13 protein-coding genes are annotated in these 16,227 nt (G+C 63.1%); 6 read left to right on the top strand and 7 right to left on the bottom strand.

Annotation, left to right across the window (positions count from 1 at the left end):
* Positions 1-261: 261 nt before the first annotated feature.
* From F0Q45_RS11090 to F0Q45_RS11080, 3 genes are read left to right on the top strand one after another with little or no spacing between them, the layout of a single operon-like run.
* Positions 262-3,318, top strand: coding sequence for a BPTD_3080 family restriction endonuclease (locus F0Q45_RS11090; protein ID WP_149654004.1), 3,057 nt, complete (start codon positions 262-264; stop codon positions 3,316-3,318).
* Positions 3,308-6,046 (top strand): site-specific DNA-methyltransferase, encoded by a 2,739-nt coding sequence (locus tag F0Q45_RS11085; protein ID WP_149654003.1) that lies wholly within the window; start codon positions 3,308-3,310, stop codon positions 6,044-6,046. The genes F0Q45_RS11090 and F0Q45_RS11085 overlap by 11 nt, the downstream gene beginning before the upstream one ends.
* A gap of 7 nt (positions 6,047-6,053) precedes the next feature.
* On the top strand, positions 6,054-8,819 hold the full coding sequence (locus F0Q45_RS11080) for an ATP-dependent helicase (protein ID WP_149654002.1): 2,766 nt from the start codon (positions 6,054-6,056) through the stop codon (positions 8,817-8,819).
* 82 nt (positions 8,820-8,901) lie between these two features.
* On the opposite strand, the gene F0Q45_RS11075 is transcribed toward F0Q45_RS11080, so the two are convergent.
* The 3 genes from F0Q45_RS11075 to F0Q45_RS11065 are packed head-to-tail and all read right to left on the bottom strand — an operon-like array spanning position 8,902 to position 11,176.
* Positions 8,902-10,356, bottom strand: coding sequence for a ThiF family adenylyltransferase (locus tag F0Q45_RS11075; RefSeq protein WP_188112878.1), 1,455 nt, complete (start codon positions 10,354-10,356; stop codon positions 8,902-8,904).
* 20 nt (positions 10,357-10,376) lie between these two features.
* Positions 10,377-10,748 carry a hypothetical protein gene (locus F0Q45_RS11070; RefSeq protein ID WP_149654000.1) on the bottom strand — a complete coding sequence of 124 codons (372 nt, stop codon included), beginning with the start codon at positions 10,746-10,748 and terminating at the stop codon, positions 10,377-10,379.
* A gap of 2 nt (positions 10,749-10,750) precedes the next feature.
* Positions 10,751-11,176 carry a hypothetical protein gene (locus F0Q45_RS11065; protein ID WP_149653999.1) on the bottom strand — a complete coding sequence of 142 codons (426 nt, stop codon included), beginning with the start codon at positions 11,174-11,176 and terminating at the stop codon, positions 10,751-10,753.
* A 170-nt stretch (positions 11,177-11,346) separates the two neighbouring features.
* Here F0Q45_RS11065 and F0Q45_RS11060 point away from each other — a divergent pair, with 170 nt between their 5' ends.
* Both F0Q45_RS11060 and F0Q45_RS11055 read left to right on the top strand, forming a co-directional pair.
* The gene (locus F0Q45_RS11060; protein WP_223163895.1) at positions 11,347-11,844 is read left to right on the top strand and encodes a helix-turn-helix domain-containing protein; all 498 of its coding nucleotides are present in this window, start codon (positions 11,347-11,349) and stop codon (positions 11,842-11,844) included.
* A gap of 149 nt (positions 11,845-11,993) precedes the next feature.
* Positions 11,994-12,398, top strand: a complete 405-nt coding sequence (locus F0Q45_RS11055; RefSeq protein ID WP_373424954.1) for an ImmA/IrrE family metallo-endopeptidase — start codon at positions 11,994-11,996, stop codon at positions 12,396-12,398.
* Between the two features lie 182 nt (positions 12,399-12,580).
* Here the strand turns inward: F0Q45_RS11055 and F0Q45_RS29195 are convergent, their stop codons facing one another.
* From F0Q45_RS29195 to F0Q45_RS11040, 4 genes are all read right to left on the bottom strand, one after another.
* On the bottom strand, positions 12,581-12,715 hold the full coding sequence (locus F0Q45_RS29195; RefSeq protein WP_262490948.1) for a hypothetical protein: 135 nt from the start codon (positions 12,713-12,715) through the stop codon (positions 12,581-12,583).
* 216 nt (positions 12,716-12,931) lie between these two features.
* Complete coding sequence (locus tag F0Q45_RS11050) at positions 12,932-14,338, bottom strand: type IV secretory system conjugative DNA transfer family protein (RefSeq protein ID WP_149653996.1); 1,407 nt, start codon at positions 14,336-14,338, stop codon at positions 12,932-12,934.
* Between the two features lie 3 nt (positions 14,339-14,341).
* Positions 14,342-14,998: a hypothetical protein gene (locus F0Q45_RS11045; protein ID WP_149653995.1), complete on the bottom strand. Its 657-nt coding sequence runs from the start codon at positions 14,996-14,998 to the stop codon at positions 14,342-14,344.
* On the bottom strand, positions 14,982-15,416 hold the full coding sequence (locus tag F0Q45_RS11040; RefSeq protein ID WP_149653994.1) for a hypothetical protein: 435 nt from the start codon (positions 15,414-15,416) through the stop codon (positions 14,982-14,984). The genes F0Q45_RS11045 and F0Q45_RS11040 overlap by 17 nt, the downstream gene beginning before the upstream one ends.
* 422 nt (positions 15,417-15,838) lie before the next feature.
* Here F0Q45_RS11040 and F0Q45_RS11035 point away from each other — a divergent pair.
* Positions 15,839-16,227 (top strand): hypothetical protein (locus F0Q45_RS11035; protein ID WP_188112877.1); only part of this gene is annotated, 389 nt, incomplete at its 3' end.

Here is a 16,227-nt window from a genome sequence, read left to right as displayed (position 1 = left end):
AGCCGCCAGGCTGCGCGGGTTGTCGTGGCCCGCCGCGGCGGACGGCGAGCTCAGCGACATGGTGGAGGTTCCGTCCCATAGCCGGCGGCCCGCGCACTACCGTCCCTGACCCGTTTTGCGTGAGTGGCTATCACCCTGCACGTGTGAGCAGACGGGTTTGGGGACTCCCTGCCATAAATTCCCAGAGGACATTGCTGCCGTTGCCTAGGATCGGGTGGGACCAATGCCAGCAGCCGTAGGCGGACGAAGGAGGCGGGCAGGATGAGTGAAGCGATCGAGAATCCGATCCTGAACTCGCCCTACGTTCAGCCAGACAGCTACTACGAGGTTGGCCCCAAGGGCCCGACTGGCGAGATTCGAATCGGCCGCCGTCCAAGTGAGTCGTTCATCCCGATCGCCATCTCCAAGAAGGGAGAGGACAACAGCCAGACCGAATTCGACTTCGACGCTACGGGTGAGCGGCGCCAGCGAAACACATTGATCAACGATTTGCGTCGTGATATCGACCGCTGGCGCAGGGATGGGCAGTATCTGGGTGTCACGCCGGTCAGTCGCAAACTGCTGCAGCACTGGGCTGACCCCAGGCGAGAGAACCGCGTGCTGTTCTGTCAGCGCGAGGCAGCCGAGACCGCGATCTTCCTCACCGAGGTTGCGGGCCGCAAGGGCACGACGGATTGGCGGCGAAGGCTCGAACCAGAAAACGATGCTCACAACTCAGGTCTGCCGCGGATCGCGTTGAAGATGGCGACAGGCTCAGGCAAGACGGTGGTAATGGCGATGCTCATCGCCTGGCAAACGCTGAACAAGGTTCAAGCGCCGAGGGATGCTCGGTTCAGCAACCGATTCCTGATCGTGACCCCGGGCATCACCATCAAGGACCGTTTACGTGTCCTCCTGCCCGAAGACACCGAGAACTACTACGACCTCCGCGACCTCATTCCGGCCGACCTGAAGGGCGGCCTCGACCATGCCCGCATCGTGATCACCAATTATCACGCGTTCCAACTGAAAGACGCCAAGGAGATTCGCAACGTCGCCCGAAACACCCGGCTGCTGCTCAAGGGCGACCGCACCGATGATCCGTTCAAGGAGTCTCCTCAGGCCATGGTCACACGCGTGCTGCGTGACCACGGCGGCACCGTTACGGACAAGCAACAAGTCATTGTGCTGAACGACGAAGCACACCACTGCTATCAAGACCGGCCGGTCACCTCGGGTGAAAAGTTAAGCGCCGAGGAGAAAGACGCCAACGCCGAAGCAAGGGTCTGGTTCAAGGGCTTGCAGGCGGTGGCTAAGACCGTCGGAATCAAGCAGATCTACGACTTGTCAGCCACCCCGTACTACCTGTCCGGCTCTGGCTACAACGAAGGCCACTTGTTCCCGTGGACGGTCAGCGACTTCTCCCTAATGGATGCCATTGAGTCCGGAATCGTGAAGGTGCCGCGCACCCCTGTAGACGACGACGCCGACCACGCCTTAGTAACCTACCTGCGGCTGTGGGACTTCATCGGGGAAGAGCTATCCAAGCGAGCGGTGAAAACCTCTGTCGGCAACTGGATTCCGGCGCCAGAGCTCGAAGGGGCGCTGCACAGTCTGCACCGCAGCTACGCCAAGGCGTTCGCGCACTGGGAGTCCACGCTGCAACAGCACGGTGAGACGCCGCCGGTGTTCATCGTGGTGTGCCCGAATACCACGGTAAGCAAGCTGGTCTACGACTGGATCGCCGGCGAAGAGGTCCATGCCAACGGTGGGACAAGCGTGCACAAGCCTGGCAATCTTGAGCTCCTGAGCAACGTGGTCGATGGCGAGCCTTTGGCCCGGCCCCGCACGATCCTGATCGACTCCGCGCAACTGGAGTCGGGCGAAGGGATGAAACCCGACTTCAAACAGGCGGCCGCCGGCGAGATCGCCGCATTTAAGTCCGAGTACCGGTTGCGAAACCCGGGCGCTGACGTGGACAAGATCACCGAGGACGAACTCCTGCGCGAGGTGATGAACACCGTCGGCAAGAAGGGCAAGCTCGGTGAGCAGGTGCGCTGCGTGGTGAGCGTTTCGATGCTGACCGAGGGCTGGGACACCAACACCGTGACCCACATCCTGGGAGTCCGGGCATTCCGAAGCCAATTGCTCTGCGAACAGGTGGTGGGGCGAGGACTACGGCGCCGTTCCTACGCGGTCAACCCGGACACAGACTGCTTCGAGCCCGAATACGCCAACGTCTACGGAATTCCCTTCCAGTTCATTCCGTCGGACAAGCCCGCTCCAGACCCGAAACCACCCAAACCCGTAATTGAGGTGAGAGCGGTTGACGGCCGTGAGCACCTACGGATTGCGTTTCCCAAGCTCGACGGCTACCGCGTCGAAATGCCCGACTCCACGATCTGGCTGGACTCAGAGGATGTGGAACCGTTCGAGGTTGGACCGAACACCGTGCCCCGATGGGTGGAGATGCAAGGCGTCGTGGGAGAACAGGAACGCGAAAGCGGGGACCGGCGACGATACCGCCGCCAGGAAGTCGCGTTTGCACTGGCCAAACGGATCATGGACAGCCAGTTCAACATCGGCGGCGACCGACAGCCATGGCGGTTTCCCGAGCTGGTACGCATCAGTAGTCAATGGCTTGACCAGCGCGTAACTGTCGCGGAGGGCTTTGACCTCGGTCATCTCATGACGATTACCGAGACACAGGTAGTGGCATGCGAGGCGATCTGGAGCGCGGTCGTCCGCCAGATCGGTCATCGGCGCACCCGCCTCCGGCCTATGCTCAACCGCTTCGACCCCGAAGGCTCCACGGGGGAAGTCGATTTCCCGACCCGTAAGGCCACCGTGCCGACCGAGAAGTCGGAAGTTTCACACGTCACCCTTGACGGGCAGCACGGGAACACCTGGGAGCAACTGCTGGCGGCAGAGTTGGAACTCAACACCAATGTCGCTGCTTATGTGAAGAACGACCACCTCGGATTCACCATCCCGTATGTCCACAAGGGGCGCAGCCACTCCTACGTGCCGGATTTTCTGGTGCGGCTGAAGCAGCGTGATCCCGGTGACGTTGTCCGGACCCTGATCATCGAGGTGTCAGGAAGCCAGAAGAGCCCCGGACCTACCAAGGCGAAAGCACAGACGGCACGCAACGCATGGTGTGTGGCTGTCAACAATCACGGGGGATTCGGTCGGTGGGGGTATACCGAAATGACGAATCCTCTTGAGTTCAAGCCACGTCTGGCTGACGCATTCCGCCTGCTTTACGAGGACGCGCCGATCGTCGGCGATCCTGATCTGTTGGACTTTGCCGACCGAAGGAGCGCTCGTGGCGCGTAAGAAGGCGGCGCAGGGACCGACCCCGGTAGATGCGCTGGCCCACCGGAACAAGCGGACGAACATCCCCACCGCGGATGCGCACGACTTTGTGGGACCGGAGATCGAACAGATTCGCAAGGTTCGGCACGAACGTGACGAAAGCCTTGATCCGCAGTTGGTTTGGCTTGGCAAGTATGGCTCCGACGGTGCTGGCGAGGATCTGATCACCGACGCGCCACCGATCTACATCCAGGAGAAGATCGACCCGCGCGTGCTGATCGAGAACCTGCGACGCACCGCCGAGCGTCCTGAAGATGAACCCGAACTAGCCCTCTTCGACTCGTTCGACGGGCTCAACGAATTGGACCAAGTCGACTTCTACAGGCACGAAGCAAACTGGTCCAACCGGATGATCCTGGGTGACTCGCTGCAGGTGATGGCGTCCCTAGCTGAGCGGGAGAAGTTACGCGCCAAGGTCCAGATGGTCTACGTCGACCCGCCGTATGGAATTAAGTTCGGTTCTAACTGGCAGGTCTCGGCTCGAAACCGCGACGTCAAGGATGGAAAACTCCAAGACGCCGCCCGAGAGGCGGAGCAGATCAAGGCCTTTCGGGACACGTGGGAACTGGGCATCCATTCGTACCTCACGTATTTGCGCGATCGGTTGTTAGTGGCGCGGGAAATCCTCGCTGAGTCCGGCTCGTGCTTCGTCCAGATCGGCGACGAGAACGTGCATCTGGTGCGCAGTCTGATGGATGAGATATTTGGGAGTGAGAACTTCTGCTCGGTGATCAGCTTCAAAACGACGAGTGGTGCGGGAAGTTTTGCCGGCGGCACGAATGTACTACCTGCGGTAAATAGCTTCATCGTCTGGTACGCCAAGAACCTGGATCGCGTGAAGTACCGTACGCTCTACCAGCGGAAGTCATTTTCTGATTCTGGAACCGCATACACCAGTGTGGAAGAACCCGACGGAACCCGGCGCCGGATGCGACCGGATGAACAGTCCGGCATCGTGCCCGTGTCGGGCCGAGTGTTTCGTCGGGGTCCAACGACATCACAGACCACGCGTGTGGGACAGACGACCGTCTTCCCGGTGACGATTCCCGAGGGAACTTTCCGGCCGACGAAGGGTGGATGGAAGACGAATGTCGCAGGTATGCAGAAGCTACGGCAGGCCAATCGCCTGACCGGAGCAGCGAACACTCTTTACTACATACGGTATTTCGACGACTTTTCGGTGAGCAGCCTGACGAATTTCTGGGATGACACTACGACGGCGGGGTTCGGCGACCCGAAGATCTATGTGGTTCAGACGAACACCAAGGTCATCGAGCGTTGCATGCTCATGTGTACCGACCCGGGTGACCTTGTCCTCGATCCGACATGCGGAAGTGGCACAACGGCTTTCGTGGCCGAACAGTGGGGACGTCGCTGGATCACCATCGATACCTCGCGCGTCGCTCTTGCCCTCGCTCGCCAGCGAATCATGGGGGCGAAGTATCCCTGGTACCTCCTTGCTGACACTCCGGAGGGTTACGCCAAGGAGCAGTCACTCACCGCGCAATCCCTTCCGCGTCAGCAGTTTACGGGTGATCTCAGGCACGGCTTTGTCTACGAGAGAGTTCAGCACATCACTCTCAAGTCGATCGCGAACAACCCCGACATCACGGAAGGAATGAATCGCGAAGAGATCGACGCAGCGATCAAGCGGCACGCCGATTTCGAACTGCTCCACGATAGACCTTACGAGGACACCAAGAAGGTGCGCGTCGCCGGTCCGTTCACGGTCGAATCGCTCAGCCCCCACCGCTCGGTCGCGTTTGCCGGCGGCACCGACGCCATGGCGGAGTCTCGCGGCGAGACCGAGGCGGCGATGGATGCGAATGGGCCGAACTTCGAGCAATCGATCCTCGAGAATCTTGCCAAAGCAGGAATCCAGAACGGCCGTCGCAACGAGCGAATCACCTTCGCGGCCTTCGAAACGTACGCCGGCGAGTACATCCAAGCGATTGGTGAACGCAAGATTTCGTTACCGGACAACCAGGCTGGGTCCGCCCAGGATGAGCCGGTCCACGTTGCAATCGCGCTTGGACCGCAGTACGGTACGGTGAGCGCATCGTTCGTCAAAAGCGCTGCTCGCGAAGCGATTAACGCAGAGGACGTTGATCTGCTCTGCGTACTCGGATTTGCCTTCGATCCACAAGTCACCGGCATCACCGAACAGGACGGCGTCACCGTCGATGCTTCTGACGAGGGTTTTGCCAGTGTGGCGGCGACCCGCAGACTGGGGCGACTGCCGGTCCTGATGGTGCGAATGAACGCCGATCTGCTGATGGGCGAGGAGCTGAAGAAGACGGGCGCCGGCAATCTATTTACCGTGTTCGGCGAGCCCGACATCGACGTCGAGGAGACCGTCAACGGCTACGTAGTCAACCTGAAGGGGGTCGACGTTTACGACCCGACCACCGGCCAGGTTCGCAGTAACGACACCAGCCGGGTCGCGCTGTGGATGATCGACACGAACTACAACGGCGAGTCGTTCTTCGTGAGGCACTGCTACTTCACCGGCGGCAACGACCCTTACAAGCGGCTGAAGACCGCTCTTAAAGCCGATATCGACGCGGATGCGTGGGCGTCCTTGAACTCCGACGCCTCCCGTCCATTTCACAAGCCGGACACCGGCAAGATCGCCGTCAAGGTCATCAACGACTACGGCGACGAAGTCATGAAGATCTTCGAAGTGTGAGCCTCAGTTGACTGTCTACACAGAGTCACAGCGAGAGGCGATCGACTGCCTGGATCGCCCGTTGCAGATCATCGCCTGCGCGGGTTCGGGCAAGACACAGGTAATCGCGCAACGCATTGCGAACATCTTGTCGCTACCAGACACTGACCCCCACAACATTATTGCCTTCACTTTTACCGAGAAGGCAGCGGCTGAGCTCAAGGACCGGGTCTTGCGTGTGGTCGCCGAACTTCATGGTGACGTCACGGGCATGGCGGAGATGTACATCGGCACCATGCACGGTTACTGCCTGGACTTGCTGCAGCGGCTTGTCCCCGACACGTTCAAATTCTCCGTTCTCACCGAGATTACAGCTCGGCTGCTCGTCGACCGGAACAGCAAGAAGTCCGGACTGACGACTTGCCCGACTTCCTCGGAAAGAGTTCCCACACTGCGTCGCTACGTCCACTCTCGGCTCTTCCTGCAAGTGATGAGCATCATGCGTGAGGACATCGTCACCGGCGAGCTTGTCCCAGAGGGGGTTTGGGATTCGTTCGCGTCCTATTCGAAGCTGTTGTACTCGCATGCTGAGTTCGACTTCACCGAGATGATCAACCTCGTCGTTCAGCTGCTCGAAGCCGACCCATCGACGGAAGAAGACGCGAGGGTCGTGCAAGCGCACATTCGAGACGAGATTCGCTACCTCGTGGTCGATGAGTACCAGGATGTCAACGCTCTGCAAGAGCGATTAGTCGCTGGGCTGGTCGAATTCGGCGCGAACTTGTGTGTCGTGGGCGACGACGACCAGACGATCTATCAATGGCGAGGCAGCCAGGTCGCCAACATCATCACGTTTACTGACCGCCACTCCGGCGTCAAGCAAGTCACACTGGCTGAGAACTTCCGCTCCAGCAGAGGCGTGGTAGAACTCGGAAGATCAGTCGCACAACTTATTCCCGCGGGTGAACGGCTCGCGAAGGCGATGGTTAGCGCGGACAATCAGACTTGGGCACGTGGTGACTTGCTTGCGCTCACCTTTGACGATCCGATCGCCGAAGCCGCATGGATATGTGATCGCATCCTGGAGTTGCGCGGTGTGCCGTTCCGTGACAACCCGGGGGTGGAAGAGCGCGGTCTGTCTTGGTCTGACTTTGCCGTGCTCTACCGTTCGGTCTCCAAGGACGCCGACGAACTAGTAGCGGAGCTGCAGCGTCGCGGAATCCCCTACGTCGTCAAGGGTCTCAACCGCCTGTTCGACAGTCTTGAGATCAAGGCCGTAGTCGGCGCTTTCCGCATGATGGTCGGCGAAATATCGGAAACCGATCTGCGCGCACTATGGACGAACGCGAATCTGCTTGCGAGCCCCGACCAGTGGCGCAGCGCGGTCTCGGTGTTGGAGAAGGGCCGCGACTTCGGTCGCGGCGAGCGTTGGGGGGTCTACAATATTCAGCGCGTCTATCTGGATTTCCTAGAGGCGCTGCAACTTCGGGAAGAGACGGTTCCCGGTCCCCCGGGCAGAGGCGAGCTGGTTTTCTACCAGCTCGGCAAGTTTAGCCAGGTGATCTCCGATTTCGAGCAGATCTACTTCAACACCGCGCCGGAGGAGAAGTACACAGCGTTCGTCAAATGGCTTGATCACCAGGCCCCCGACTACTACGCAGAGTCAGACGCTGACGTCGGCTACGCCACACCGGATGCGGTGACATTGTCCACCGTGCACCAAGCCAAAGGGATGCAGTGGCCCGCCGTGTTCGTGCCGTGTATGCGGCGAAATCGGTTCCCTTCGAAACGCCACGGCGGCCTCAGCGTCTTTCATGTAATCCCAGATACGGCGATCGCCGATGCCGATCGCTACCGTGGGACTGTCGAAGACGAAACGCGGCTGTACTACGTGGCAGTCACGCGCGCCCAGAAGTACCTCGCCCTGACGTTCTCTCCGGGTCCCAACCAGCTCTACAGGAACCGGTCAGAACTTTTTGATCACTCCGCTAACCAGAGCTGGGTCTCGACTCGGCCGAGCTCAACTCCGCTGCCGGCGCGAATCGAACCGCGGGCACTGCAAGATGTTCCGCAGGTTACATTCTCATTCTCTGAGTTGAGGTACCTGTTCGAATGCCCGTACTCATTCAAGCTTCGGTTCCTCTACGGTTTCAATCCACCGCTCCACGAAGCGCTGGGCTACGGTAAGGGCCTGCACGATGCACTCAGCGAGGTGCACAAGAAGGCGGTTAACGGAGAGATCGTCGACGTGTCGGCCGCCAAAGAGCTCATCGCCCGCCACCTCCACACCCCGTTCGCTTACCCAGAATTGCGAAGTGCTCTCGAGAAATCTGCCGTAGCTGCCATCGAGCGCTACTTCGCTGTTCACGGCGCGGAGATCTCACGAACGGTCCACTCGGAGAAGCAGATCCAGGTCCACATCGCGCCGGGTATTACTGTGGACGGGCGAATCGACCTTATCCGTCGATTGGATACTGACGAACTATCCATTGTCGACTTCAAGTCCACTGACCGAGCTCAGCCAGAAGATGTCACTCGCGACCAGTTGCACGTCTACGCGGTCGGCTACGAAGAGCTCACCGGGCAGAATGCCGATCTGATCGAGGTGCTCAATCTCGACGAAGTGGGTAAGAGCACCCGCGAGGAGGTCGAACAGTCCCTCCTGACGGAGGTGAAGGCACGAATCAAGTCGGCCGGCGAATCGCTGCGGTCCTCCAATTTGAACCGTCTCGCATCCTGGTGCTCGACATGTGCGAGTTGCGACCTCGTCGGGCTGTGCCGCGACAAGCAATGATGCGGCGATGCGACGCCTCGCCTTCGATGTGCGAGTCACAACTTTTCGAGGAATTTGCCTGCTGCACGACCAGTGGGCAAGCTCAATCAAGCTTGTCCGCCGAGCTGCGCAACACGCCGGCGATCCGGTGGGCCAAAGCGTGTCGCCAGCAACGGCTTCGTCGCTCTTCGGTTGCTTGAGGTCCGGCCGCGGTCAACGGTGCCCGATCGTCGCCGAGGGCGATGCCGGCCTCGTAAGGGCAATGCTTGCCGGAGGTGAACTCAAGGCGGTGCAGATCATGAGACGCCAGCAGGTAACGCAGCGGGGGTGGGATCCCTTGGCCGCCGGGTTGGGCCGCCAGATTGATGAACTGCGCCAGCAGCGCGGCGCTGAGCGACGCGGAATAGGCGGCAACATTGGGTGCACCACCCACTGACGGTGTACGTCCGGTCTGCTCGATGTAGTCAGGTGCATCGAGCAGACCCTGTTGATCGAGCATCACCTCGGTTGGCTCGATCTGGTGGATGCAGGCCATGCAAGGACGGCCCGGAACCAGTGTGTGGGCGCGCCAACTTCCCGAACGCATCGTCTGGTCGTCGAAGGTCTGCAGGGCTAGGCCGCCGTCGATGACGGGGATCAGGTCAGCGTAGGCGATACCGTTGAGTACAGCACGGGGCCACGGACGGTCCACGCAGGAGAATATGACGTCGTAGTCCAGTGCGTGCGCCAGCCCTTCGGGTGTGCAAATGCTGATCGGGAAGGACCGGAAGCGCGGCCAGGCCGCCGTCGCAGCGGCCCGCATGGTGCGCATCGCGACGTCGACTTTGTGACGGCGGCGGCGCGCATCGCCACGCGTCGCGCCGATCATCCGGTCTAGGTTGAGTTCCTCGACGACGTCGGGGTCCATCACTCCGATGTCCGTGATACCGGTCGCGGCCAACCTCTGGGCTACGTCGAGTCCGACGCTGCCCACGCCGACGACCAGCGTCCGCAGCCGGGTCATGTTTGCGTGGCATGTGGGTCCCCACGCAGCGACGGTTCGCACTTGGGATGCGGTGGGCACCGCTGCCGGGCGTAGTTCGTCGTTCCACGACACCGCCAACACTGGCCCTACCACGCGCACCGACTCGACCCACAGTGGCGGGGACTCACCGTGCTGCCATAGCCGCGCCGACCAGGTTGTGTCGGCTCCGCCCAGAGTCATTCCCAGCAGCGGATGGCCGGTGTATTCCACGCCGATATGGGCTGCACCCTGTTCGGTGGTGTGGTCAGTGGTGCTCAGCCATTGCCAACCACGGCCGGCGGGATGACTGTGCAACATCACCAGGCCGCGGCCGGCCTTGGCGGCATGCGCAGCGGCACGCAGAATGTAACCGCTGGAAAAGGAGGCATTGCCGTGCACGCGGCGTTCGTTGGGTTGGGGCAGCACCAGTGATTGCAGGATGAGGGTGGTGCGGTCGCGGCCGCTGGAGATGCTATAGAGGCCCAGCGCGACGTCTTCCTGGCCATCTGCACGGAGCAGATGCTGACGGCTGCGCTCGGCCACTTCTGCTGTCATCGCCACTGCGTAGCGCATAATCAGGCCGCCTGTCTGGCATCGGAAAGCACACCGCGAACATGTGCCAACCAGGTGTGCACGACCGGAATCGAGGTTTTGAAGGCTCCGATGTCCCGCGAGTGCCGCACCCAGCCGGTCAGGCAGTCGCTAACGTCGCTGTTGGTGGTGGCGAACACGACGTAATCCGGGAAATGCAGCCAGTGAGGGACCGTGACTGGCCAGGACTGCAGTTCGTTGACACTTACCGCAGTGGTGACCTCAACTCCGGCCAGGGCGCCAGCGATGGGACTCACGTTGTAGATGATGACCGCACCCTCGACGCGTGCGGAGATACCCGCCTCCGCTAGATCAGCCAGGAACCGCTGCGGACCGTGCTCGGCTGCACCCGCCACGGTTACGCCACCGGATGGTGGCGGCGAGCGGTGACGAACCGGTCCCCCTCGTGGATGTTGACTAGCGCCGCAGGATCCAGCGGACAGGGATCCCCGACACGCGCCAGATCGTTGTGGGCAGGATCCAGGCCGGCTAGCCGCAGTAAATCGGCGACCTCTTGGTCATCGTCGCGAGTGCGGTATGGGCGGCCGTCGATGGTGAAGTGCAACACAGCCCGGGTTGCGAACTGGTCGCCACCGTGCAGTCGCACAATGTCGCTGTCGGTGAAGAACTGCTCGTCACCTTCGGCATCGACGCGAGCCAGGTCAAACTTGGCCGGGTCGCGACTGGCGCGGCGTAGCAGCGCGGCTGCTTCCTGATCGTCGTCGGCGGTCACGAATGCTTGACCGTCGATGGTGAAGTGGATCTCAACTCGGTTGCGGGTCATGGCCAAGTCCTTTCCGTAGAGCCGACCATGCTGAGGACGATAGCATGGTGTTGCACTAAAGATGCATGGTGCGCATGTGGATCAGCGTGTCGTGTCATCTAAGATGCGGTTAAGAGCACCTACGATGAGCGGATGGCGGTGCGTCCTGCGACAGTCCAATGACTCGTGACTTGCCTGAGCCGAAAGATGCTGGCCCGGTAGAACTGCTCGACATCGCGCAGTTGGGCACGATGCTGCGACAGCAGCGGGGTTCGCTGTCGCTACGTCAGGCCGCCCAGGAAGCCGGGGTCAGCTTCAGCACCTTTTCCCGGGTGGAGGCCGGCTCGCAGCCAGACCTCACGTCATTCACGCTGTTGTGCGCCTGGCTCGGCGTCGCCCCGACCCTTTTTTTCGCCGCTGTCCCTGCGCGCGAGGTAGAGCCGATCGAACTGGCGATCAGCCATCTCAACAACGATCCGCGTTTACGGCCGGAGGCGGCCGAGAAGATCACCGACATGCTGCGCAGCATGTACCAAGTGCTTGCCCGCGACGCCGACGACCGCCCGGTCGTTGCATGCCATCTGCGCGCGGCGTCCACCCTGCGACCCGGCGTCCCCGAGCGGCTTAACGCACTACTGACGGCGGTGCATAGCGCGCTTGAGCGCAAGGTCGCCGCCGGCGACCTATGACACTACGCCGCGGTTTCAAGGCTCACGCCGAACGCGAATCATCCCGTCTGCGACAAGAGCTTGGGCTGCAGCCGCACGACGGTTTGAAGCCTCGTGCGCTCGCGAGGCATCTCGATGTCAAGGTCGTCGACGCCGACCAGTTGGTTCCGATGTCCGACCTGGAAGAACTCGAACGGCTGCAATCGTTTTCGTTCTCGGCGGCTACCTTCGAGATCGCCGACAAGCGCATCATCGTAGTCAGCCCGTTGCGCGCTGTCGGCCGCCAAAATAGCGATCTAGCACACGAATTGGCACATATCGTGTTGGATCACAAACTGTCGGAAGTGCGGCAGATCAACGGTCAGCCATTCCGCACTTGCAAGCCCGACGAGGAAGAAGAGGCGACGGTGTTTGGGGGAACGTTGCTGTTGCCGCGCCCCTTGCTGATGTCGGCGGGTCGGCGGGGAGCCTCTGTCGAGCAGATTGCGCGCGAGTACGAGGTGACTACCGAGATGGCCCGCTATCGCTACCACAGCACTGGAATTTCCAATCAGCTTAAGCGCGGGCGCGGCTGAGAGTCATGGAAATAGCCGGCCCAATCGTGCTGCAGCGCTGGGCACCTTAGTCGAAGTCCGCTGACGCTCAGGTGTTGTCGGCGCGACTTGGCGCTTGGGCGAATGATTAACCGACGATTGTCGGCGTTCGAGGCGCCGAACCATAGCTCACCGGCCGCGGCGACGACGGCGTGGTGGGCCGCCTACAGGGGCGACGCCTCGACGGCGCTGTTGATCAGACTGATCGCGCCGCCGATCACCTCCTTGATCAGCCACAGGACGCCAGCCAAGGCAGTTACCAGCCCACTAAGCCATGGGAATCGAGTTGAGGCTTCCACTGACCGCTCCTCTTGGGTAGGTGATCCAAAGATGTTGTGCCACAGAACGTATTTGAGCTGTTCGTCATGACCTGTGGCCGTGCGTATGCGCTCGTACCCCGAGCCCCAGCCCGGCAAACGCATCCACGGTGCTGGGCCTCGCACACGATCATGACGACAGAAGCTCTCCGCCGGAAAGGCCGTCGGGATCAGGTATGTCAAGGCTCCGAAACACTCTCACTGCCTGACCGCCGCCGCCGCGCGGCGGTGACGCTCAACGACCCAGTCCCACAGCGTCTCCGGCGCCTTTCGCGGCTGACCCAATTGCAGCAGCTTGGCCACCGCGCGGTCGTATTTGGCGACGAAGTCCGGCCAGTCGGGGAGCTCGGTGATCACCCCCGCGGTTCCCCGCCGCAGCAGCCGGGCCCGGCCGCGGTTTTCCGGCAGCAGCCGCCGGTAGTCCAGGCTGCTGGCCAGGTGCGAGGACAGGGTCTTTCCGCCGCTGGCCTGATCGAAAGTCTCCTGGCGGCGGGTGGTTTCGCGTGACCACTGCTCGGCGCGCTGCAGCATCTCCATCTCCGCGGCCCCGTACATGATCAGCGCCGCCGGGAACGTGTCGCGCAGCTCGCGGGCGTAGTTGGTCCCGTAGACGGTGTCGAACTGGCTGGAGGCCTGCACCGACAGCAGCAGGTTGACCCCCAGCCCGCGGCCTTCGGAGACGTGGCGGCGCAGGTTGGGCATCGGGGCGACGTTGGCCGCCTCGTCGATCACGATCAGCAGCCGGTGCATCATCTCCTTGCGGGCGGTCTTGCCGCGCCAGCTGCGCACCAGGTGCTCGAGCAGGGTCACCGCCGCCCCGGCGATCGAACCTTCGGCCGGCGCCAGGAGGAACAGCGTCGCATCGGGTTGGCACAGGAACGACTCGTCGAAGCACGGATCGGTGATGCCGCGCAGCCCCAGCCGCATCCACGGGGTGACGGCCTTGCGCATCGTCAAGGCGATGCTGTCGCGCTGGCGGGGGTCCATGGCCAGCGTGCGCAGCAGCGCGTTGCGGAACAGCGGCTGGTCGCCCACGCAGCGCGCCGCGCTGTACCAGCCCGGGGCATTCGGCGACTTGTCGTCCTTGCGCAGGTTGTCCACCGCCAGCAGCACCCACCCGATGCCCTTGGCGTTGCCCCGCGGGGAGGCCGCGTACAGCATCGCGGCCAGCGGCGCCTCGGTGTTGGCCTCCCAGATCCCGGCATCGGAGACCTGATCGATCCCCGAGCCCAGCCCCACCGCCGACATCTGCATCATGGTGTTCGCCGCGGTCACCGCCTGATCCGGGGTGGTGATCAGCGCCGTCGGGTCAAACGAGCGCACCTCGACGCCCTCGGGATAGGCCGGTGAGTAGTCGGGCCGCAGGTCGATGATCTGCTTGGGGCCCCAGCGCCGCTGGCACACCAGCCACATCAGGTCGTCCTTGGACGACACGCACACCGCCGGCCCGCCCCACAGCACCGACGCCGGCGCCAGCACCCCGCGGGTCTTGCCGGTCTCGGTGGGTGCCGAGACCAGCACGTGGGCGGGCGTTTCGGCCACCGCCAGGCCGCCGTTGTCCCCGCGCACGAACCCGCAGTAGGGCGCGGCCCCGCGAACCTGCATTGCTCAGGACCTCCCGGTCGGACTCGGATCGCCGGGCGGGTCCTCGCGCCGCGTCTCGAACACCCCCGGCCCGGTCAGGTCGTCGGGGCCGGTGAACCCGAAGTCGACGTCGTCGCACTCATCGGGCGGGTTCATCGGCCACCAGTCCCGCGCCCCCTCCACGGCCAGCCAGCCCTCCAGGATCCCGTAGACGCCCGCGGTCAGCAGCGCCGCGGGCACCTGCGCCAGCAGCCACGGAACCCCCACCGCCGACGCCAGCGAGTCCCCGGCCTCATACAGCAGCGGCAGCGGCAGCCCCACCGCCACCGCCGACCACAGCAGCGCGGCGACCGGATAGGCGCGAAGCTCGCCGGGGATTAGCTGGACCACGCTTTTTGACAGCGCTTTGCCGGCCGGCCAGCCCAGCGGGGCGAGCGCTCCCGCGGTCATGAGAATGGCCCAGTCCAGCATCGCATAAGGCGTTTTCACCGGCCGCGCATACCATTGATGAATAACGTCATCGTCGGCCGGATCCACCCGCGCTCCGGTGCGGGAAGTATCGCGGTCGCGTATTTGGCGCGCCAATATTTCCGCGCGCCTTTTCTGGAATAGGAAAGTGCGTTGGTTGCGGGCGATCCACTTGCGGCGGATCTCGTCGAACCGGTCAGGAGGAACCGGCATCGGCGGTCCTCTCGGCGGTCCGTACCGGCTCAGTGTAGGAGTCGCTGCGACGTTGCGCGACATCGGCGCGGAATTCTTTTAGGCCCGCCGCGCGGCCCGTCTCCCTGGTGCCCCCGGCATCCCGCTTCGCCGCATCGACGGTCGAAGAACAGGATTCTACCTGCTCAGACGTCCGCGATTCCGGATGCCGCGCCGACAGCGCCCGCCGCGCGCAGCCGTGCCGGCGACCCGGCGCGACGCCGTGCCAGGCCGATGTCCGCGGCGCCAGCCGGCCATCGCGCCGCCCGGCCGTGTGCCACGTTGAGCGTGCCGGACCGCTGGCCGCGAACAGGTCTCCTTGCAAGCAGCGCAGCCGCGCCACGTCGTTCCCGGGAAAAAGGAACGACCGCCGAACCCCGGCCACCGATAATGCTTTCACGCCGATGACCGTAACAGCCGAACAAGTTATTTCGCTACGGCGGTGGAATAGTTGTTCCCGCTTCCCTTATGCTGACGCCGGGAAAGGAGTTCCGCCGATGCGCATGATTATCCGAGTCGCATTATTGGTCGTCGCGGTGTACCTGCTCGCCGTCCTGACCGATGCGCCGCTCCTCGTTGGCGTGACTTTGCTGGAACCATGCTAGCCGCCGCAGTCGCGCGGGTGGCGCGGGCGGCGAGCCGCCGACAGCAGGTGCCCGCGTCCGGAGCCACCGGCGATCCGGCGAGCACCGCCGCCCAGCACCGAGCGCCCGGCCACAGGGTGGGTCGCGCGGCGGACCCGATGTCCCCGGCTGCGCGGCGCCGCCGCACCCCCCGCGGCGCCCCACCGGCGCCAGCGTCGGCGCCGCGGCGGTCTCTCCCATGACCGGGCAGACCGGCGAGCCCGAACTTCACCTTGTCTGGGCCGCCACCGAGGCCTGGCTCGAGGACATCGATCACGGCGGACGCGGTGACGACTTCGGCGACGCGGTGGCCGCCGACCAGGATGCCCCGGAGCCCGGCGAGAGCGATCACGCGGCGATGGACGTCTCCGCTCGCCCCGGCACGGCAGACGGCGGCGATGGGCCGTGCTACCACCTCAGCGGCGACGACCATCCCACGGCCCAAACCCATAGCGCCCCAGTCGATCTGGACGACCCCGTCCCCGACCTCGGCCCAGACCCAGACCCCGACCCGGCGGGCGACCCCGACGCGCCCACCCCCGACGCCGGACCCGACCACGACCATCCGCCGCCCGATGGCCCCATCGA

Origin of the sequence: Mycobacterium simiae, assembly GCF_008370645.1 — a bacterium.
GTDB classification, from domain to species: Bacteria; Actinomycetota; Actinomycetes; order Mycobacteriales; family Mycobacteriaceae; genus Mycobacterium; species Mycobacterium simiae_A.
This window is presented reverse-complemented; position numbering and strand designations above follow the sequence as displayed.

What these genes read in the sequence shown, in the direction of transcription:
- F0Q45_RS11045 (WP_149653995.1), bottom strand. Translation starts at nt 14,998, where the DNA reads ATGCCGGTTCCTCCTGACCGGTTCGACGAGATCCGCCGCAAGTGGATC.
- F0Q45_RS11075 (WP_188112878.1), bottom strand. Translation starts at nt 10,356, where the DNA reads ATGACAGCAGAAGTGGCCGAGCGCAGCCGTCAGCATCTGCTCCGTGCA.
- F0Q45_RS11055 (WP_373424954.1), top strand. Translation starts at nt 11,994, where the DNA reads ATGTCCGACCTGGAAGAACTCGAACGGCTGCAATCGTTTTCGTTCTCG.
- F0Q45_RS11050 (WP_149653996.1), bottom strand. Translation starts at nt 14,338, where the DNA reads ATGCAGGTTCGCGGGGCCGCGCCCTACTGCGGGTTCGTGCGCGGGGAC.
- F0Q45_RS11065 (WP_149653999.1), bottom strand. Translation starts at nt 11,176, where the DNA reads ATGACCCGCAACCGAGTTGAGATCCACTTCACCATCGACGGTCAAGCA.
- F0Q45_RS11090 (WP_149654004.1), top strand. Translation starts at nt 262, where the DNA reads ATGAGTGAAGCGATCGAGAATCCGATCCTGAACTCGCCCTACGTTCAG.